This window comes from Serratia sp. HRI (genome assembly GCF_010119335.3).
Classification (GTDB): Bacteria; Pseudomonadota; Gammaproteobacteria; order Enterobacterales; family Enterobacteriaceae; genus Serratia; species Serratia nevei.
On the sequence record NZ_CP083690.1, the window covers coordinates 1,397,091 to 1,416,802 of the forward strand.

Here is a 19,712-nt window from a genome sequence, read left to right on the forward strand (position 1 = left end):
CGCGCGATGACGCAAGACACCTTCATTCAGACGCTGCCGACCGACCCGCTGATCGCCCCGGTAATCGAGGGGCTGTTCGGCGAATATCGCCGGCGTTACGGCGACTATTTTGGTGACCAGGAACCGGAACCGCTGGATCTGTACGCGCCGCCGCAGGGGGCCTTCATCGTGCTGCTGCGCGCCGGTGCGCCGATCGCCATGGGCGCCTTTAAACACTATGACGCACAAACCGCCGAGCTGAAGCGCATCTGGACGCGGGGCGATCTGCGTCGCCAGGGCCTGGCACAGCGGGTGTTGCAGCAGCTCGAAACGCTGGCGCTGGCGCAGGGATATCACCGGCTCTATCTGACCACCGGCTTTCGCCAGCCCGAAGCGGTGGGCCTGTATCTGAGCAACGGGTATCAGCCGCAGTTCGATCCCACCGTCGACAGCGAGGTTTACAGCCGCCCACCCTACGATGGCCGCCTGCCGTTCCGCAAAAACCTGATTGCAGAGGGCGCGTGTTGTTGCGCGTCGGAAAGGAAAATCGCCTAAGGCCCCTTTATCTGTATCAGGAGACATGACATGTCCAAACAAGAAGTCTTGAAAGTGGTGCCCGCCCGCTATCCGCTGCGGCTGATCGGCGCGCTGTTTTCGCTGTTTATTCTGGCTGCCATCGTGCAATCGGTGGCGGGCAACGCGCGCTGGGAATGGGGCGTGTTCGCCGAGTGGTTCTTCGCGCCGGCGGTGCTGGCTGGGCTGGGGCAAACCCTGCTGCTGACGCTGCTCGGCACGCTGTTCAGCATCCTGTTCGGCACCCTGCTGGCGCTGGCGCGATTGTCGCGCTCTTACCTGTTGGCGTCGCTGGCCTGGGGTTATATCTGGCTGTTTCGCTCGCTGCCGCTGATTCTGGTGCTGATCATCCTGTACAACTTTTCCTACCTGTACGACGCCATCTCGCTGGGCATTCCCTTCACCTCCGTGGTGTTCGCCAGCTATCCGACCATCGACATTCTCGGCCAGTTCGCCGTGGCGGTGCTGGGCCTGACGCTGGTGCAGTCCGCCTATACCGCCGAGATCATCCGCGGCGGCATCCTGGGCGTGGATTACGGCCAGCACGAAGCGGCGGCGGCGCTGGGCCTGCCGGGCTATCGCCGCACCTTCCGCATCATTCTGCCGCAGGCGCTGCGATCCATTATTCCGACCGGATTCAACGAGATCATCAGTCTGGCGAAAGGCACCTCAATCGTTTACGTGCTGGCGCTGCCGGAGCTGTTTTACACCATCCAGGTGATCTATAACCGCACCCAGCAGGTGATACCGCTGCTGATGGTGGCCACCGTCTGGTATCTGTTCATCACCACCGCCCTATCGGTGATCCAATACTACATCGAACGCTATTTCGCCCGGGGCGCGGTGCGCGAACTGCCGCCGACGCCCTGGCAGAAACTGGCCGGCTGGCTAAAACGTTAGGAGACCCGCATGTCTGAAGCCATTGATTATTACGCCTTGCCCGAACAGCCGGTACGCAACCTCACCCCGGTGCCGGCGCGCGGCCTGTTCGAAATCAGCAACGTCAGCAAGTTCTTCGGCAAACACAAGGCGTTGGACGACGTCAGCCTGACGCTGCAGCCGGGCACCGTGACCGTGATCCTCGGGCCTTCCGGCTCCGGAAAATCGACGCTGCTGCGGGCGATCAACCATCTGGAGCGCGTCGACGAGGGGTTTATCCGCATCGACGGCGACTACGTCGGCTACCGCCGCAAGGGCAACCGGCTGTACGAGCTGAAGGAAAAGGCCATCCTCCGGCAGCGCATCAACGTCGGCTACGTGTTCCAAAACTTTAACCTGTTCCCGCATCTGACGGTGCTGGAAAACATCATCGAAGCGCCGGTGGTGCACAAGATCCACTCCCGTGAACGGGCGAAAGCGGTAGCCTATGAGCTGCTGGATACGGTCGGGCTGCGCCATAAGGCGGACGCCTACCCGCGCCACCTCTCCGGCGGCCAACAGCAGCGCATCGCCATCGCGCGCGCGCTGGCGCTGAACCCGAAGGTGATCCTGTTCGATGAACCGACCTCCGCGCTCGATCCCGAGCTGGTCGGCGAAGTGCTGGACGTGATAAAGGGATTGGCGGATCTGGGCGTCACGCTGGTGGTGGTCACCCATGAAATCGGCTTTGCGCGCGAAGCGGCGGATCGGGTGGTGTTTATGGTCGACGGGCAAATCGTCGAGCAGGGCGACGCCAAGCAAGTGCTGGCTCAGCCGCAGCATCCGCGCACCGTCAACTTTCTCAACAAAGTGCTGTGATCGTCAGGGCGCCGTGGCGCCCCGTACCCGAGCCGCTTACCGGCCGGCGAAACGCCGTTTCTCGGCGGCGAAGTCCAGCGGGCGGATCCCCTGCTGGTTTTTGTCCTCGTCGGTCAGCAACGCCGGCGGAATAAACCAGGTCACCTCGAACAGCAGCCCGTCCGGATCGTGGCCATAAATGCTTTTGTGCACGCCGTGATCCTCTTCCAGCCCCAGAATGCCGCGTTCGGCCAGCTGGTGACGAATACGCTCCAGCTCCTCCAGGCTATCCACTTCCCAGGCCAGATGGTACAGCCCGGCCGGTGGCTCATGCTCCGCCGGCGGCTCGTTGTTGGCGCGAAAGACCCCGGCGCGCTGCTGGCCCAGGTTCTTGCTGAATAGCGCCAAATCGTGATCGTTGTCCGAATCGGCGGCCTGGGTAAACACCGCCCGATCGGGGCTGTCGGACGGCTTGAGCTTGAACCCCAACACCTGATGATAAAAGTCGGCGCTCTGCCGCACATCGCTGACATACAGCACGGCGTGATTGAGACGTTTGATGCCCATCGCTATTCCTTTTTCGCATTGAATGAAGTCAGCATGAACATAGCATGTGGGGAGAAAGCCGCTAAATGCCGTTATCGCATGACTAAATGCCGCCCGCGCAATCTGTCGCTGCAAGTCATTCCGCGCTATCATAAGCGCTGTATAGAACCCTTTTGTGAGAATAGCGATGAACGGCAAGATAACGACTTTTTTTGAAGACAAAGGCTTCGGCTTTATTACCGACGAGAACGGAGAAAATCGTTATTTTCACGTGATTAAAGTGCAGAACCCGGAGCTGATTAAGAAAAATGCGGCGGTGACCTTCGAACCGACCAACAACACCAAGGGCCCGTCGGCTTATGCGGTCAAAGTGTTGGCGCCCAGCAAATACATCATCATCGCCAACGAAAGAATCAAGATCGCCAGCATCAAGTCTTTCAATACTTTCACCAAGGAAGTGCCGGTCAAAGCCGACGTGGATAAAGAGAACACCGTGCTGTCGGTCGGCCTGCTGATGAACCGCATTCGCCCGCAGTCAGAAGACCAGGCGCAGACCATGCAAACGCTGCGCATGCTGACCATTACCACTTTCCAGAACACCACCCATACCTTCTCCGAGCACGAGATCGACATGGATGAGACCATCAAGGCGCTGAAAAGCCTGTAAGCCTCTGCGTACAGAAAATAACCAACGAAATTTGTCGTCGCCTGTGTTAGCGTGAGTTTTCACCTGACACAGGCTATTGATATGTCCGATTCCATCAGCGTTAAAGGTTTTATCAACCGCTCCACCCAAATCGTCTGCCCTAAATGCGGCTATGTTACCCGGCAAAAATGCGCGGCAATGCTGCAAGACGTGATACTGATTTGCCCTAATTGCGAAACCCGCTTCGAGCCCAGGCAAGGCTGAAAACGGTTAGCGGAACAGGATATGCTCGACGCTGTTGCCGTTCACCACATTGAACGACTCCACCCGATTACGCCCCTGCGATTTGGCGCGATACAGCGCGATATCCGCCATATTCATCAGCTGCTCCAGCGATTTCACCTCGTTCATCGCCAGGCTGGCGACGCCGACGCTGATGGTAATTTTCAACGTTTGCTTGCCTTCCGCCTGCAGTTCCGCCTGCTCCACCAGCCGGCGCAGATGTTCCCCCAGCGCCACGCCCTGTGCCGCCAGCGCACGCGGCAGCATGATGGCGAACTCTTCCCCGCCCAAGCGGCCGAACAGCTGATCGTGGCGCAGCTCGCGCCGTACGATGTGCGCAAATGACGCCAAAACCTGATCGCCGGCGCTGTGGCCGTGCGTATCGTTGATCTGCTTGAAATGGTCGATGTCGATCAGCAGGAGCGACACCGCCTCTTTGGAGCGGTGCTTGTGCTCCAGCAGCTCGCCCGCTTTGCGCGTCATCGCGCTGCGCGCCAGCACCCCGGTCAGAAAATCGTGGTTGGCGCTGTGCTCCAGACGCCGCATCAGCTTGCGGTTGGCGGCGATAGAACTGGCGAGGATCAGCGGCCCCATCACCAACATGGCGATGCCCAAGCGGGCGGACATCAGCGTGTCGAGGAAGGCGTTGTGGTTGTTCGGCGTTTCGTACAGCACCAGGTTGGCGGAAATACTGCTGATCTCGGTCATGCCGGTCAACAGCGTCAGCAACGTTACAGGGAACAGCTGGTAACGCACCGCGCACCACAGCAGTGCCGGGATCGGGAAGGCGATAGCGCCCGGCCCGCCGATATAGACGCTGAAGATCAGCGACAGCAGCAGCGCCAGCAGCGGCAGACAGCCTTTCAAACGCCAACGCACCTGTATGCGCAACAGCTGCTTCAGCCGCGGCGCCGCCATCAGCACCGGCAACAGCAGCAAGGTCGTCGAGAACTGCTCGCTGAACCAGGCCAGCCACGCGACCACCACCGTGTTGTTGTACAGGCTGTCGTTGCGCAGCACCGACAGCGTCGACGCCACCGCCGCACCGGCCAGACTGGCGCTGAACATATAGAGTATCGCCTGGGGTTTGCCCATGCGCCGTTGCGACTGGGGCAGCATCAGCATGATGCCGTAACCGACGGCGATCAGCGACATGTTGCAGGCGTTCAGCCACAGCGCCAGGGACCAGCCTTCGCCGGTGCTGAGATCGGCGGCGACCATGCCCAGGTAAGTGGTAAGCCAGCCGAGCGGCGTGGCGTAAACGGGTTTGCGCAGCAGCAGACCGAGCAGAATCGCATTCACCGGCCAAAATAAAGAAAGCGAACCAATCGGCCGGCTAAGAATACCCACCAGAGAAAGTAAAAAGGCCAGCATGAAAAGATTGATCAGCTGAACCGTCAGAGGCAGGCCATGCCTGGCGTTTATTCTGACGTTCATCGCCTCGCCCATATTTCGCTAATAACCAGAATAATAATGTGCATACTCTCTCGCCCGGCCAGTGAGGGATAGTCAACTCGGATTTCAACCAAAAAAGCCAGACAAATCAATAATAAAAAACGTTAACATTTAATTAACAGACTTTTCTTAGCCTGATGCGACCGCAGCGGGCTCACCCGCATAGCGTCAGCAAATAATGCCGACTCTGCTGTCAGCATAGCGCATAGCGTAATAGGCCGCCGCCGGCGTTAATTACATTAATAAGCTTGTGGTTATTGGTCGTTGAATGATGTTTGAATAACTACGCGATTATTTTCCTGCAACTGGGCCGCCCGTGCAATAACAACCCCAAAAAAGCCCGCATAGCGCGGGCTTGCTTGAACAACAGCAAATCGACAGTTACGACACAGCCATACGTTGCATGCCTGTGCTGCCGCGCAGTATAGCGGTGAAAGCTTAAGCAGACCTTAGCAACAAAAAAGTGCCGGTGTCAATTCTTTCGCGCAAATCAAGAAGGACTTGAAACCGTATATGGGACAGTAGGTTAGCTCCTTTCGGGGCCGCTTAGAAGAAGAGCGGCGTTGTCGGCTAGGAGCGACATAGGAGCGTTGGGAGAGAAAGCCGCATCGCACTGTGTAGTGCTGGATTGCCGAGGAACGGCGGGCCTGTCGCATCATCATAGCCCAACAGGCTCGGCGGCATCCAGAATGAAGAACGCGCAGCCTGGGCTGCGCGTTCGATGGATGCCGTTGAATAGCATGCGGTGCAATCATGGCGGCTTCGGTGGTGTGCTGCGGGTCGCCGTGCCCTTCCTGAATCCTCGATCCCCCGCCATGAACGCTTCCAGCATATGCGGGATCAGCGTCGCCGCATCAACGGCCTCGCCATACGCCTGCGCGTGTAGCGCGGCGTAGCGGTCGAGGTCGACTTTCAAGCTGGTCGGGCAAACGAAAGTCAGCTTGGTGCTCTCGGTCTTCGGCAGCGGGCCGAGCCGCAGCTTCTTGGTCGTGCTCATCGTGAAGTCCCCCGGTTGAAGAACAGCGGCTGGTACGGCCGCAGCACCAGATCCCGGTTGACGATGATGCGAACCGGCAGGCCCGGCCGTTGCGTTAAGGTCGGCTGGATGTTGAGGTTGCGCCGGGTCATCTCCTGGCCGACCTGATTGATGCTGTCCTGCGCGCTGTCGCGCCCAGCGATGATGACGCGATCACCATCCTGCCGGTTCTCCGGCGCGGCCAGCTCGGCACCGACGCCCAGCAGCGTGGTGAGTGCCGCACCGGCAAAGATGCGGCCCCAGTGGTAGTCCACATCGTCCTCCAGCCCGGCATAGCCGGCTGGGTCGGTGCCGGCCAGGTTGTCGAGCGTGAGCGAAGACGTGTCCGGCAGGATGATCCGGTTCCAGACGACTTGAACGCGGCTCTGCCCGTAGCTGACCTGGCTGTTGTATTTGCCCAGGATGCGCGAACCCTGCGGAATCAGCAGGAAGCGCCCGGTGGCTGTGTCATAGACCGGCTCCGTCACCGTGGCGATCACGTCGCCGGGCAAGTCCGACTTGATGCCCGTCACCAAGGCACCTGCGACCACTGTTCCGGCCATAACCTGATACGGCGAAATTGGCAGAGTCAGATTGCCGGAATTACGGGTTTCAGTGGGGCCAGCTTTCATGAAAGCCTCTTTCTGGTCTTGCCGGTTTTGCACCGCTGTCGGGTCAGCAGGTTGGGCCGCCGTGGAGGCCGGCCCGGCCGCCAGCGGGTCAAACGCCGCATTGGCGGCGAAGCCCGGCGCAGCGGCCACCTGTGTCTGCGCTACCGGCGCCGCATTCTGCCCACCCGAGCGGAAGAACACGGACGAGGCCGCGGCCGCCTCGGCTTCTTTTCGCAGGGCATCGTTCGGGTCGTGACCGGGGGCCGCGTAGGCAGCCGTCGCCGGTTGCTGCGACTTCACGATAGCCGGGCCAAGATCGCCCGGCAGCGGTGGCCCTAGTTCGGGAACGGCAGGCAGCAACGCCGGCGGCAGCTTGGAATAGTCCGTCGGCAGCGCATCCAGTCCTTCCGACTTTGACACGCGATCGACGTTGTAAAGCTCGGTCTGCTCGCCTGTGCTGCGTCGATGAGGTTGCAGCGACCACATCAGCGCGCCGAGCACGGCGACCGCTAGGACGCCGGCAAGGATGGCCAGCGAGCGCCGGTTCAGGCGTGTGACTGGACGCGGCTGGGCGCGCAGCGCCACTGCCTCCGGCGCCACCTTGTCCGCCTGCGGCGCGGCAAGGTCGGGAGTGTCATCCTGGCTCATGGTCAGTTCCTCCGTGCAACACCATCGGTGCGCTCGATCCGCACCACGTCGCCGCCATCGCCGCCCAGCCGCAGTTCGGCCGCGCCGAACAGGCGATCCACGACGTAGTACGGCGAGCGAAAACGGTAGTTCACCAGTTGCCCGTCGCCCTGCGCGCCGATGACAAACAGCGGCGGCAGCTCGCCCTGGGCGATGCCCGGCGGGAACTGGATATAGACCTTCTCTCCATCATCGAAGGCGCGCAGAGGCTTCCACGGCGGGTTGCTGCCCGATACCGCGTAGCGGAAGCGGATCTTGTCCAGCGACAGGCCCGTATCGACAGGCGTTGTTGCCTGCGCTGCCTGCGCCTGGCGCTGCAACGCGAGCATTCGGTCTTTCGGATAGTCCCAGGACACCGACGCCATCCATGCCCTCTCGGTCGAGGTCAGCTCCAGCAGGTAGGTGCGCCGACTGGTGGTGATGACGAGATTGGTTTTCAGACCGGAGCGGATAGGCTTGACCAGCACATTGACGCGCAGATCGGCCCCGCCGCCGCTGGACGTGTCGCCCACGATCCAGCGCACGGTATCGCCGGCGGCGACCGTTACCAGTTCCTCGCCCGGTTGAAGCGAAACCACCGTCACGCGCCCCGGCGACGCATAGACCTGATAAAGCGCGCCATCGGTGAACGGCCACACCTGAATCGCGTTGACGTAGCCCTCACGGGTAGGCGCGATACGCGCTTCTGCATTGGCACGGGAAACGCGCACCTTTTCGTCGGCCGGCTCCGGCGCAACGGGGGCCTCATCGAGTTCCGGCAGGGGCTTCAACTGCGCCGGCAGCGCCAGCGGTTCAGGGACGGCGACGACTTCGACGGGCTTGGGCGGTTCGGGCAACGGCTGGGCCAGCACCGTCTCGTCGAGCGAGATGGATGGCGGCGGCTTCCCCTGCGAGGCGCAGCCCGCGAGGGCCAGCAGCGTCAAAGGAACAACGTAAAGGCGGAAACGAAGTTTCATGGTTTGGCTCCTTCGGAAGAATCCAGTTCGCGGCTCCATGACAGGCCGTTGACGTAGATACCCAATGGGTTCTTGAGCAGGCGCTGTTCAGTACGCGGGGTTTGCAGGACGGTCGAAAGCACGGCGTTCCAGCGTTCGGTGCCGGCGGGCGCACCGTTGACATAGCGCTGCTCTGTCCAGCGCACGTTGAAAGACGTGTCGCTCGCGCGAACCACGCTGGTGATTTGCACCGTTACCGATTCCTTGCCGATGCGGGCGAATGGGTCATTGGTGCGGGCGTAGTCGTTGAGCACCGCCGCGCCCTTGTCGGTGGTGTAGTCGTAGGCATCGAGCCAGTTCTGCCGCACCACGATGGGGTCGATGGACAGCGAGCGAACCAGCGTCACGAAGCGCGCCAGGTGGTGCGCGATCTGCGCGTCGCCGGGCCGGTACGGCGTGGCGGCCTCTCCCACGGCGCGCACCTGCCCGGCTTGATCGACCTCGATGACATAGGGCGTCACGATGGACTGCGCCGAGCGCCACACCAGGCCGCCGGCCATCAACAGCGCGAGCACTAGGCAGCCGAAGGCCATCAGGCGCCAATTCTTCGCCTGCACGCGGGCGGAGCCGATACGGTCGTCCCACACCTGGGCGGCGGCTTGATACGGGGTGGCAGGCTGCGGCGTATCGGCGTAGCGCACCTGCGGTCGTTTGAATCGCATGGGTGTTCTCCTTGAAGGTTAGGTATCGGAATCCCGCAGGCTCGGGCCTTGCCCGGAGCCGCCGCCGTCGCCGCCGCGCAGCGTGTGGGCGGCAGTGGTCGCGGCATGGGTAGCCTGCTGGCGGCGGTGCATCCGCTTGGCCCAGGCCGGTTGCTGTTGCTTCTGCGAGCCTGCGGTGCCGTCTGCGGTCTGGCCGGGGCCAGCACCGTCGCTGCCGGCTTCTGTGCCGTTCCAGCCAGCGCGGAAGGAGTCGGCCACCTTCTGCCCAACAGCGGAAGCACCAGAGGTGACGCTGCGGCCTGCGGCTTGTGCGCCAGTCTTGGCGACATTGCCGAGGCCAGCCGCCGCGCCCTTGGCACCGCCGCCGGCCGCAGCGGAACCGGCCTGGAACGCCGATCGGGCACTGCCGGCCGCCGAAGTCGCGGCACGCGCACCGGCACCGGCCAGCTTTGCGGCCGCCGGGGCCATTCGTGCCCCGGCCATGACGGCGCCGCCCACGCCCGTTACGGCGGCGCCGATGGCAACGCCGGTGCCGACAGCCCCGACCGCAGCACCAGCCATCGCGCCCGCACCAAGCTGTGGCGCACCGGACACCAGGCCGGTGGCGATACCGGGGCCGAAAATGCCCAGCGCCAGCAGCGCGAGCGAGGCCAGCATCACGACCAGCGCGTGGTCGATGGATGGTTCGTCGGGATGCACCTGGAACTCGGCGAACAGGCCTGAACCGATGCCGACGATGACGGCCAGCACCAAGACCTTGATGCCTGACGACACCACGTTGCCTAGCACCTTTTCCGCGAGGAACGAGGTCTTGTTCCAGAGTGCAAACGGGATCAAGACGAAGCCGGCGAGCGTAGTCAGTTTGAACTCGATCAGCGTGATGAAAAGCTGTACGGCCAGCACGAAGAAGCAGAGGATCACCACCAGCCAGGCGATGAACAGAACCACGATAGGGTCGATGTTCACGAACACCTCGGGGAACCCAGCCATGTCCCCGATCTGTTCCAGAATCGGCGCGGCTGCGTCGATGCCGGTCTTCGCCAGCCGGCCCGGCTGAAGGAAGTTCTCCATCGTGATGGCCGAGCCGGTAGCGGTAATTCCCAAGCCGGCGAACGAGCGGAACACGATGCTCGCCAGCCAGTTGAAGTTGCCGATGATGTAGGCGAACGCGCCGACACAGAGCACCTTGCGCAGCAGCTTGGCGATCACGTCGTCGCCCTGGCCGGTGGCGTGGCTCATGGCCCAATACAGGCCAGCGATCGTCATGTCGATGACGATGAGCGTGGCGGTGAGAAATGCCACTTCGCCCTGCAATAAGCCGAAGCCCGAGTCGATGTAGCGCGAGAACGTATCGAGGAAACGGTCGATGATGGTCACGTCGTTCATGGCGAATCCTCGGGCGGAGTGAGCGGAACGGCGCCCTCTGGCAATTCATCTGCGGGCGTATCGAAGCTCGGCGGAATCGGCGGGAGTTCAGCCAGCGAGTTGTATTCATCCGGCCCGGTATGGCCGGCGAAGAAGCGCCGCCGGAAGGCTTCAGCGGCGGCGCGGCAGGCATCCTCGCCCACGGCCTGCCGGTCGGCCGCGCATTGCCCGCGCAACGCCTTGAGCCGCACCGGATCTGCGGCCAGGGCGTCGGCCAGGTTCTCGGCCGGCTGCTGGCCGCACGCGGTCAGCAGCACGGCCATCAGGACGGAAGCGCATCGCATGGCCGCCTCCGGTCAGTTGTTATAGAAGTTGACGGACTGCGGCGTGTACGGCGTGCCGGTGCCCAGAAAGCGCCGCCGCACTTCGCGGGCGCGCTCCATAGCCGCCGCTTGCCGCGCCAGTTCCAGTGAAGCGGCCCGGTCTTGCGTGATCTGGAGCTGCTGCGCCTGGATCGACTGCTTGGCCTGCAAAGCCAGGAGCTGGTTCGTCGCCTGCATCGCTTGCAGCGCGCCGGTGGCCGACTGGCTCTGGCTCACGAGATCGGCCAGCGCGCTTTCGTCTTGGGCGAGGTTCTGCGACACCTGCGCCTGCATCCGCATCGCGGTGTGCAAGCCGTTCAAGGTGTTCTGCCAGCGTTCGCGGGCGTCCTGTGCCATGCGGTCGCCGCTGATGGTGGCGGCGTACTGTTCCGGGTACAGGCGGGCGAACGTGGCATCCATGCTCTGCACGTCGTAGGCCAAGCCGCGCGCCTCGGCGATCAGGCGCTCGGTGGTGGCGAGCGTCGAGCGCAGGCGGTTGACGATGTTGAAGTCGAGATTTGCCAGGTTCCTGGCCTGGTTCATCAACATCTGCGCCTCGTTCTGAAGCTGGTTGATCTGGTTGTTGATCTGTTCCAGCGTGCGCACGGCGGTCAGCGTGTTCTGCACGAAGTTGGACGGGTCGAACACCGTCAGCGCGGATGCGGGCTGCACGGCCAGCAGCGATACCGACAGCACGGCAGCGAGTGAGACAGAGAGCAAACGGGGCTTGGTCTTCATGGTGAAACCTCCAGCGGTTGAGAAGCGAGAAAGGAAGCTGCCGCCGGAGCGGACGGCAGCAGGTCGGCGGCCCAGCCGAGGCCGCGATGGCGCAGCCACGCGCCGGCGAAGCCGGGAGCGCCGGCCTGCGTCAGCACGCGGTCAATATCGCGTTGGTCTTGAGGGGTGGATGCGCCCGCGAATGCGAGCGCGACAGGCCCCAGGTCGAGGTCGAACAGGCGATTGCCGAGGCGCGACTGGTAGTAGTAATCGCGCTTGGGCTGTGCGGTCGCCACGATCTCAATCTGGCGGCTGTTCAAGCCGAAGCCTTCGTAGATCGTGCGAATCTGCGGCTCGGTGGCCTGCGGGTTAGGTAAGAAGATCCTGCTCGCGCAGCTTTCGATGATGGCTGGCGCGATGGTCGAGTCCTTGATGTCGGCCAGCGACTGCGTGGCAAAGATGACGCTGACGTTCTTTTTTCTGAGCGTCTTGAGCCATTGCCGGATGCGGGCCGCGAAGGACGGCTCATCGAGGAACAGCCACGCTTCATCGAGGATCAGCAGCGTGGGCGCGCCGTCAAAACGTTCGTCGAAGCGGGCGAACAGGTAGCGCAGCACTGCTTGCACGGCGGCGGGGCTGTGCATCAGTTCTTCCATCTCAAAGCCCTGCACGTCGGCCATGCCCAGCCGGTCGTGGTCAGCGTCCAGCAGCTTGCCGTGGGCGCCGCCCAACACATAGGGCGCGAGCGCTTGGCGCAGCGCGTTGGACTGCAATAACACCGACAAGCCGGTCATGGTGCGCTGCTCCACTGGCGCACCGGCAAGGCTTCGCAGCGCCGACCAAATGGCAGCCTTCTCGTCCGGGCCGACCGTCACGCCTTCGTGCAGCAGCCGGCCCTCCACCCATTCGGCGGCCCAGGTGCGGTAGCCCTCGTGGGCTATTCGCGCGAGTGGCTGGAAGGCGATGCCGCCATCGGCACCGAGGTCGTAGTGCTCACCGCCAAGGCCGAGGATGGTGGCGCGCATCGAGCGCCCCATGTCGAAGGCGAAGATCCGCGAGCCGAAGTAGCGCCGGAACTGCATGGCCAATATGGCGAGCAGCACCGACTTGCCCATGCCGGTCGGCCCGGCGACAAGGGTGTGCCCCACGTCGCCGATGTGCGTCACCAGCCGGAACGGCGTCGCGCCATCGGTGCGGGTGACGATCAGCGGCGGGCCATCGAGGTGTTCGTTCTTCTCCGGCCCAGCCCATACCGCTGACATCGGCATCATGTGCGCCAGGTTCAGCGTCGAAACGATGGGCTGACGCACGTTCGCGTATGCGTTGCCGGGGACGGACGACAGCCAGGCATCGACTGCGTTGAGGGTTTCGGGGATGGTCACGAAACCCCGGCCCTGGATGACGCGCTCCACCATGCGCAGCTTCTCGTCGGCCACGGCCGGGTCGGCGTCGAGCACCGTCACCGTGGCGGTGAGGTAGCCGAAGGCGACTTGATCGCTGCCCAGCTCCTGCAAGGCGGCATCGGCGTCGGCGGCCTTGTTGCTGGCATCGGTATCGACCAGCGGGCTTTCCTGCTGAAAGATCGTTTCGCGCAGCAGCGCGATGACGTTCTTGCGCTTGGCGAACCATTGGCGCCGCAAGCGCCCCAATTCCCGTTCCGCCTCGGCTTTGTCCAGGCACAGGAAGCGCGTACTCCAGCGATACGCAAAGCCCAGGCGGTTGAGGTCGTCCAAGATCCCCGGCCAGGTCGAGGTCGGGAAGCCTCGTACCGACACCACGCGCAGGTGCTGATCGCCCAGCATGGGCGCCAGGCCGCCGACCAGCGCGGCATCGGCCAGCAGTGCGTCGATATGGAACGGCACGTCGGGCACGCCGACGCGATAGCGCCGCGTGGAGACTGTGGCATGCAGGTAGGTCAGCGTCTGGCTATCGTCCAGCCAGGCAATCTCCGGCATCACACCATCGAGCAGGTCGAACACGCGATCGGTCTCTGCCACGAAGGAATCAAGCCGACCACGCCAGTCCACACCCTCAGTGGGCCGGTTCTCGTACAGCATCCCAGCCGCACGGGCGCGAGACTCTTGCGGCGGTAGGTGTTGCAACGTGAAGTGATAGACGCTCTCGAAATGGCCATCCGACTCCTCGAACGCCGCGCGTCGCTCCTCATCCACCAGCCAGGACAGTGGTTCGGGAAAGGAGGATTGCGGATAGCTCGATGCCCGCATCCGCTCGGCCTCGATATAGAAGGCCCAGCCAGACCCGGTACGGCGAAGCGCGTTGTTCTGCCGCGCCGACGTGGCAATCAGCTCGCCCTGTGTCGCACTGTCCAAGTCGGGGCCGCGAAACTGGAACGTGCGTTGAAACGAACCATCTTTGTTCAGCACAACGCCCGGCGCGACCAGCCCGGCCCAGGGCAGCCAGTCGGCAAGCAAGGCCGGGCGCTGACGATATTCGGCAAGGTTCAGCATGGCGTCCTCCCCTCACACGTCCAGAAGCGGGCGGTGTTTGATATGCCGCGCGAAGACCTGCATGAACTGCGGATCGACGCGCGCACCCCATACGGCCAGCGAGTGGCCGACGATCCAGAGCACCACGCCGGGAATCCACAGTTGCAGGCCCAGCCCGACGGCGGCGGCTAGCGTGCCGTTGGCAATCGCCACGGTGCGCGGCGCACCGCCCAGCAGGATCGGCTCGGTCAGCGAGCGATGCAGCGGCACTTCAAAGCCCGGAAGATCGGTGGCCTTACTCATACGACGGCCCCTCCGGAGAAGCTGAAGAACGACAGGAAGAACGAGGACGCGGCGAACGCGATGGACAGGCCGAACACGATCTGGATCAGCTTGCGAAAGCCGCCGCTGGTATCACCGAACGCCAGCGCAAGCCCCGTCGAGATGATGATGATCACCGCCACGATCCGGGCGACTGGCCCTTGGATGGATTCGAGGATGGAGGTCAGCGGCCCTTCCCACGGCATCGAGGAACCGGCGGCCTGCGCCGTGCCCGCCAGCAACAGCATCAGCGCGGCCAGCAGCAGCCCTTGCCCTGCGGGACGGGCCAGGTGGCGCAGCCGCGCCATGCTGGACAGGCGAGAAATAGGATTTACGGAAAGACGGAAAGCATCAACGTGCGTCATGGCAGTTCTCCAGGTTGGTCAGGGGTCGAGGAAGGCGCAGCGGCAGCGGCTGCAAGAGGAACCGGCGGCAGCTCGGGAAACGGCGTTTCCAGCGCATCTGTCAGGCGATAGCCCGCACCGTCGAAGCCGACGACACGGGAGATGGTTTCGACGTGACGTTTGCGGCCACGGCCTGCGATGTGAATCACCACGTTGACCGCCTCGGCGATCAGGGCGCGGGGCGGATTCACTGCCACTTCGAGGATCAGTTGCTCCAGACGCAGCAGTGCGCCCAAGGCGGAGCCGGCATGGATGGTGGCAATGCCGCCGGGGTGGCCGGTGCCCCAGACCTTCACCAAGTCCAGGGCTTCGCCGCCACGCACTTCGCCGACGATCACGCGGTCAGGCCGCAGGCGCATCGTGGCCCGCACCAGCTCGGTCATTGTGACGACGCCGGCGCGGGTGCGCAGCGGCACATGGTCGCGGGCCGCGCATTGCAGCTCGATGGTGTCTTCGAGCACCAGCACGCGGTCGCCTGTGGCGGCGATCTCGGCCAGCAGCGCGTTCGCCAGCGTGGTCTTGCCGGTGCTGGTGCCGCCGGCGATCAGGATGTTCTGCCGCTCGCGCACGGCGCGGCGCAGGAACTCGGCCTGCCCGGCGGTCAGGATGCCGTCGGCCACGTAGCGATCCAGGCCGATGATGCTCACGGCCCGCTTGCGTAGCGCGAAGGCTGGCCCCGGGGCGGCCGGAGGCAGGATGCCCTCGAAACGCTCGCCGGTTTCCGGCAACTCGGCGGTCAAGAGCGGCTGGCCGCGATGCACCTCCGCGCCGACATGCGCGGCGACCAGGCGGATGATGCGTTCACCATCGGCCTCGGGCATCTCCACGCCCAGCGGCGAGCGACCCGACGACAGCCGATCCACCCACAGGGTGCGATCGGGGTTGAGCATGATTTCCACAACATCCGGATCTTCGAGCGCAGCGGCGATCAGCGGCCCCATCGCCGTGCGCAGCATCTGGATGCGGCGATCCTGGGACGCCGCGGCGGATGAGCGAGATTCAGGCGGAATCTGCGGAACGGCACTCATGACGCACGCTCTGCAGCTCGCTCATCGGCGGACGCCATCGCTGCTGCGTCATCCATCCGCATCGGATCGGGGTGCAGTTCCTCCACCACGTCGCGCACCAGACTGCGGCCACGCAGCAGGTGGCGACCCAACTGCTCGACGAACTGCTCGAAGCGCGCTTTGCCCTGGGCGCGGGCCGCGTCCTTGTGGGCTTCTGGCACCGGCGTGCTGATGGTCAAGAAATAGCGGATGAACAGCGCCAGCGTTTCGATCTGGATGTTCTGGTCGCGCTCCATGCGTTCGGTCTGCCGCGACAGTCGATCCAGCCGCTTGGCAATGGCGGCCTCACGCTGGTCGCCCGCATCGGGTGACAGCCAGGACGCCAAGGCCGCTGCGACGATGGAGGACTTGGACACGCCTTTCTTGGCGGCAAGTTCATCCAGGCGCTTGGCGTGCTCGGGCTGGATGAAAAGATTGAGGCGGTATTGGCTCATAGGTCGATTCCGTCGTTGGGGTCGAGAGAAGCCAGCCGGGCCGTGCGCTGCATGGCCGGGTCGAGCTGGCCGGGAAGCGGGAGCGCCAGGTCGTCGTCATCGAGCAGCTCCAGGTCGTTCGCACACGCGTCCAACTCGGGCTCGTAGGCGACGGTTTCGGAGAGTTCGAGCTGGCGGCGCGGGCCGCCGTCATCGGTGCCGCCCGGACCATCGGCGGATACCGAGGTCGGCGCCGTAGGTACGGCCGGGATCGCCAAGCCGCTCCAGTCGTCGGGGCGGGCTGGCGGCGCGTCGGCGTACCTCCCGACTGCGAGCACGGGCGGTGGCAGGACGCGATCCTTGAAATTGGCGTCGACGTAGTAACGCAGCTTCTTCGCGCGGATCGGGGCAACGCTGGACACCATGACTACGGCGTCCTCAGGTGGAAGCTGCATCACCTCGCCGGGCGTCAGCAGCGGACGTGCAGTTTCCTGACGCGACACCATCAGGTGCCCCAGCCACGGAGCGAGGCGGTGGCCCGCGTAGTTGCGCTGCGCGCGAAGCTCGGTGGCGGTGCCGAGGGTTTCGGAAATCCTTTTCGCCGTCCTTTCGTCGTTGGTGGCGAAAGTCACCCGGACATGGCAGTTGTCGAGGATGGAATGGTTCTGCCCATACGCCTTGTCGATCTGGTTCAGGCTTTGAGCGATGAGAAAGCTGCGGATGCCGTAGCCGGCCATGAAGGCAAGCGCGGACTCGAAAAAATCGAGGCGACCCAGCGCCGGAAACTCGTCCAGCATCAGCAGCAGCTTGTGCCGGCGCGCGATGCCATCGCTGCCGTCGAGCGATTCGGTCAGCCGCCGCCCGATCTGGTTCAAGATGAGCCGGATCAGCGGCTTGGTGCGGCTTATGTCGGAGGGCGGCACCACCAGATAGAGCGATACCGGGTGCTCGGCGGAAATCAGGTCGGCGATGCGCCAATCGCAGCGCGATGTGACTTCGGCCACGGTCGGGTCGCGGTACAGGCCGAGAAACGACATGGCGGTGGAGAGCACGCCCGATCGCTCGTTGTCCGACTTGTTGAGCACTTCGCGGGCAGCGGATGCGACAACCGGGTGAGGCGCATCGCCCAGGTGCTTCGTCGTCATCATCCGGTGCAGCGTCAGCTCGAACGGACACGCCGGGTCGCTGAGGAAGTTGGCGACGCCGCGCAGCGTCTTGTCCTCGCCTGCGTACAGAACATGCAAGATTGCACCGACCAGTAGCGCGTGGCTGGTCTTCTCCCAATGATTGCGCTTCTCTAACGCACCTTCAGGGTCAACCAGAATGTCGGCGATGTTCTGCACGTCGCGCACTTCATGTGCGCCGCGCCGGACTTCAAGCAGCGGGTTGTAGGCGGCCGACTGCCTATCGGTGGGGTTGAAAAGCAGGCAGTGCGAAAAGCGCGAACGCCAGCCCGCCGTGATCTTCCAGTTCTCTCCCTTAATGTCGTGAATGACGGCGGACGCCGGCCACGAAAGCAACGTAGGCACCACCAAGCCCACGCCCTTGCCCGAGCGCGTGGGTGCGAAGCTCAGGACATGTTCCGGCCCCTCATGTCGGAGGTATTGGTCGTCGTGTTGGCCGAGGAAGACGCCCGCCGGGAGGGTCAGTCCAGCTTTGCGGATGTCGACGGCATCGGCCCAGCGTGCCGAACCATAAGTCGTAACCAGCCGCGACTGCCGAGAACGCCATACCGACATGGCGATGGCGACGAGTAAAGCGAACAAACCGCTACCACCCGCAATCGCACCGCCTGTGTCGAAGACGTGCGGCGCGTAGGCATCAAAGAAGAACCACCATTCGAACAAGCGCCACGGGTGATAAACCGGTACACCTAGAAGATCGAACCAGGGCGATCCGAGGCGTACTTGATAGCCAAGGGTCGCTGCTGTCCATTGTGTGGCGCCCCAGACGCCGGCGATCACGATGCCGATTACCACAGCGATCTGGCCGAACAGAACGTTCGTCCCTTGCATGACCTGTCCTCCGATTTCTCCTGCGCTGGTGTCTCATTGAAAGCGTTGCACAGGGGGTGTCGCAGGCGTCAGGATCGGTTCTGGGCTAGTGCCGGTCAAAGACCGTTCGCAGCACAATGGTCGAGGGAAAAGAAAGAATGAGCGCGGTGGCGAGTCAAAGAAAAGCGCCGCAAGCGAAAGCGCACTGCGGCGCATACAGAGTTCCAAGCAAGTTACCCAAAAAAAGCCGTCAATGGGCCTTGCTTCCACTCATAGGCAATATTTAGATATCATGAAAAACGATGATATTTAAGATTGGAATAAAAATGAAAAATATCAAGAGTATGGATCTCAACTTGCTCAAGGCGCTGGACGCATTGTTAGACGAACGCAATGTGACACGGGCGGCGGCCCGTCTGGGACTAACCCAGCCGGCCTTGAGTGGCATGCTGACGCGGTTGCGCGAGAGCTTCGGTGACCCGCTTTTCGCGCGCTCGCAGCGGGGTATCGTTCCAACGCAGCGGGCGCTGGATCTAGGGATGCCTGTCAAGCAGGTGCTCGCCGAAATCGACGCGCTGCTCCAGCCACCTTCCTTCAATCCGGCCACCGCACAACTGACCTTCTCCATCGCCGCGACGGACTATGCGCTGCGTGCCGTTGCTGTCCCATTTCTATCGGCACTTAAACGGCACGCACCGCGTGTACGAGTCTCATTAGTGCCAGTCGAGAGCGGGCAGCTACAGAACCAGCTTGAGCGCGGTCAGATCGATTTAGCCCTCCTGACGCCAGAGATCACTCCGCCAAATCTGCATGCCCGAGAGCTGTTCAAGGAACACTATGTGTGTGTCCTGCGGGAAGACCATCCTGCGGCTATGGGGCGCAAGCTGACCGTTAAACAGTTCTGTGCTCTCGACCATGCGCTTGTTTCCTACGATGGTGGAGGTTTCCGCGGCGTCACCGACGATGCGCTAGAACAGTTGGGCAAACGACGCAGCGTCACACTGTCGGTCAAGAGCTTTCTGATCTTGCCAGACATCCTGCGTGCCAGTGACATGGTTGCGATCTTGCCGAGCCGCTTGGTCGCCGGTATGGACAAGCTGGCTATCTCCCTGCCGCCGGTGAAGATACCGGGGTTCACCAAGACGGCTGCTTGGCACGAACGCACCCATCACGATCCAGCACATCGCTGGATACGAGCACTGCTGTTCACTTCCTGTGCTAACAACAAGTAGGCAAGATCGCTCCTATCGTCATGCTCAGCACAACTCTACCTCGCACTACAAATAAGCAATCAGTCGGCTCAATTGGAGACGCGCCCTTTCGTAGCGCCGCTGCGAGATAGCCTAGTCGGTGGATGGCAGAACCTAGGCCTTGATATCATATTTTATGATATCAAAAATAGAAACTTAGGATTTCACTTATTGCAGATGGAGGCTCATGATTTGCTCCATGACC

Annotated in this window: 21 protein-coding genes; 6 read left to right on the forward strand and 15 right to left on the reverse strand. The window is 62.9% G+C overall.

Features of this window, described 5'->3' with window-relative positions; all coding sequences use genetic code 11:
- Positions 1–6 precede the first annotated feature (6 nt).
- Genes GF111_RS06835 through GF111_RS06845 form a run of 3 tightly spaced genes read left to right on the forward strand, consistent with a single transcriptional unit; the run spans position 7 to position 2,289 of the window.
- Entirely contained in the window at positions 7–534 is a 528-nt protein-coding gene (locus GF111_RS06835) for a GNAT family N-acetyltransferase (protein ID WP_147190721.1), read from the forward strand.
- Positions 535–564: 30 nt separating this feature from the next.
- Entirely contained in the window at positions 565–1,452 is an 888-nt protein-coding gene (locus tag GF111_RS06840; RefSeq protein ID WP_004940038.1) for an amino acid ABC transporter permease, read from the forward strand.
- A gap of 9 nt (positions 1,453–1,461) precedes the next feature.
- Positions 1,462–2,289 carry an amino acid ABC transporter ATP-binding protein gene (locus tag GF111_RS06845; protein WP_147190719.1) on the forward strand — a complete coding sequence of 276 codons (828 nt, stop codon included), beginning with the start codon at positions 1,462–1,464 and terminating at the stop codon, positions 2,287–2,289.
- 36 nt (positions 2,290–2,325) lie between these two features.
- Here the strand turns inward: GF111_RS06845 and GF111_RS06850 are convergent, their stop codons facing one another.
- Positions 2,326–2,835, reverse strand: a complete 510-nt coding sequence (locus GF111_RS06850; protein WP_038877409.1) for a VOC family protein — start codon at positions 2,833–2,835, stop codon at positions 2,326–2,328.
- A gap of 166 nt (positions 2,836–3,001) precedes the next feature.
- Between GF111_RS06850 and GF111_RS06855 the strand changes: the two genes are divergently transcribed.
- Both GF111_RS06855 and GF111_RS06860 read left to right on the forward strand, forming a co-directional pair.
- Positions 3,002–3,481 carry a cold-shock protein gene (locus GF111_RS06855; protein ID WP_038877408.1) on the forward strand — a complete coding sequence of 160 codons (480 nt, stop codon included), beginning with the start codon at positions 3,002–3,004 and terminating at the stop codon, positions 3,479–3,481.
- Positions 3,482–3,562: 81 nt separating this feature from the next.
- A complete protein-coding gene (locus tag GF111_RS06860) occupies positions 3,563–3,724 on the forward strand; it encodes a YnfU family zinc-binding protein (protein ID WP_216636306.1) in 162 nt (53 codons plus the stop codon).
- A 6-nt stretch (positions 3,725–3,730) separates the two neighbouring features.
- Here the strand turns inward: GF111_RS06860 and GF111_RS06865 are convergent, their stop codons facing one another.
- The 14 genes from GF111_RS06865 to GF111_RS06930 all read right to left on the reverse strand — a co-directional run bounded on the left by GF111_RS06865 (position 3,731) and on the right by GF111_RS06930 (position 18,278).
- A complete protein-coding gene (locus tag GF111_RS06865; RefSeq protein WP_038877558.1) occupies positions 3,731–5,179 on the reverse strand; it encodes a GGDEF domain-containing protein in 1,449 nt (482 codons plus the stop codon).
- A gap of 769 nt (positions 5,180–5,948) precedes the next feature.
- Positions 5,949–6,194, reverse strand: a complete 246-nt coding sequence (locus tag GF111_RS06870; protein WP_000108283.1) for a DUF2274 domain-containing protein — start codon at positions 6,192–6,194, stop codon at positions 5,949–5,951.
- Positions 6,191–7,471 (reverse strand): TrbI/VirB10 family protein, encoded by a 1,281-nt coding sequence (locus GF111_RS06875; protein ID WP_003092274.1) that lies wholly within the window; start codon positions 7,469–7,471, stop codon positions 6,191–6,193. The genes GF111_RS06870 and GF111_RS06875 overlap by 4 nt, the downstream gene beginning before the upstream one ends.
- 2 nt (positions 7,472–7,473) lie before the next feature.
- On the reverse strand, positions 7,474–8,466 hold the full coding sequence (trbG, locus tag GF111_RS06880; RefSeq protein ID WP_000776560.1) for a P-type conjugative transfer protein TrbG: 993 nt from the start codon (positions 8,464–8,466) through the stop codon (positions 7,474–7,476).
- Positions 8,463–9,167, reverse strand: coding sequence for a conjugal transfer protein TrbF (trbF, locus tag GF111_RS06885; protein WP_001211312.1), 705 nt, complete (start codon positions 9,165–9,167; stop codon positions 8,463–8,465). Before trbF ends, trbG begins: the two co-directional genes overlap by 4 nt.
- 18 nt (positions 9,168–9,185) lie before the next feature.
- On the reverse strand, positions 9,186–10,553 hold the full coding sequence (trbL, locus tag GF111_RS06890; protein WP_023093366.1) for a P-type conjugative transfer protein TrbL: 1,368 nt from the start codon (positions 10,551–10,553) through the stop codon (positions 9,186–9,188).
- Positions 10,550–10,876, reverse strand: coding sequence for a hypothetical protein (locus tag GF111_RS06895; protein WP_014603538.1), 327 nt, complete (start codon positions 10,874–10,876; stop codon positions 10,550–10,552). The genes trbL and GF111_RS06895 overlap by 4 nt, the downstream gene beginning before the upstream one ends.
- Positions 10,877–10,888: 12 nt before the next feature.
- Entirely contained in the window at positions 10,889–11,632 is a 744-nt protein-coding gene (trbJ, locus tag GF111_RS06900) for a P-type conjugative transfer protein TrbJ (protein ID WP_003092277.1), read from the reverse strand.
- Positions 11,629–14,079: a conjugal transfer protein TrbE gene (gene trbE, locus GF111_RS06905; protein ID WP_000933135.1), complete on the reverse strand. Its 2,451-nt coding sequence runs from the start codon at positions 14,077–14,079 to the stop codon at positions 11,629–11,631. Before trbE ends, trbJ begins: the two co-directional genes overlap by 4 nt.
- Positions 14,080–14,091: 12 nt before the next feature.
- Complete coding sequence (locus GF111_RS06910; protein ID WP_003092280.1) at positions 14,092–14,361, reverse strand: VirB3 family type IV secretion system protein; 270 nt, start codon at positions 14,359–14,361, stop codon at positions 14,092–14,094.
- Positions 14,358–14,744: a TrbC/VirB2 family protein gene (locus GF111_RS06915; protein ID WP_000150010.1), complete on the reverse strand. Its 387-nt coding sequence runs from the start codon at positions 14,742–14,744 to the stop codon at positions 14,358–14,360. The genes GF111_RS06910 and GF111_RS06915 overlap by 4 nt, the downstream gene beginning before the upstream one ends.
- A complete protein-coding gene (trbB, locus tag GF111_RS06920; protein ID WP_023093367.1) occupies positions 14,741–15,811 on the reverse strand; it encodes a P-type conjugative transfer ATPase TrbB in 1,071 nt (356 codons plus the stop codon). The genes GF111_RS06915 and trbB overlap by 4 nt, the downstream gene beginning before the upstream one ends.
- Positions 15,808–16,284 carry a ribbon-helix-helix protein, CopG family gene (locus GF111_RS06925; RefSeq protein WP_000085131.1) on the reverse strand — a complete coding sequence of 159 codons (477 nt, stop codon included), beginning with the start codon at positions 16,282–16,284 and terminating at the stop codon, positions 15,808–15,810. Before GF111_RS06925 ends, trbB begins: the two co-directional genes overlap by 4 nt.
- A complete protein-coding gene (locus GF111_RS06930) occupies positions 16,281–18,278 on the reverse strand; it encodes a conjugal transfer protein TraG (protein ID WP_001163195.1) in 1,998 nt (665 codons plus the stop codon). The genes GF111_RS06925 and GF111_RS06930 overlap by 4 nt, the downstream gene beginning before the upstream one ends.
- Before the next feature lie 305 nt (positions 18,279–18,583).
- On the opposite strand from GF111_RS06930, the gene GF111_RS06935 reads away from it, so the two are divergent.
- Positions 18,584–19,489 carry a LysR family transcriptional regulator gene (locus tag GF111_RS06935; RefSeq protein ID WP_023093368.1) on the forward strand — a complete coding sequence of 302 codons (906 nt, stop codon included), beginning with the start codon at positions 18,584–18,586 and terminating at the stop codon, positions 19,487–19,489.
- Positions 19,490–19,712: the final 223 nt, after the last annotated feature.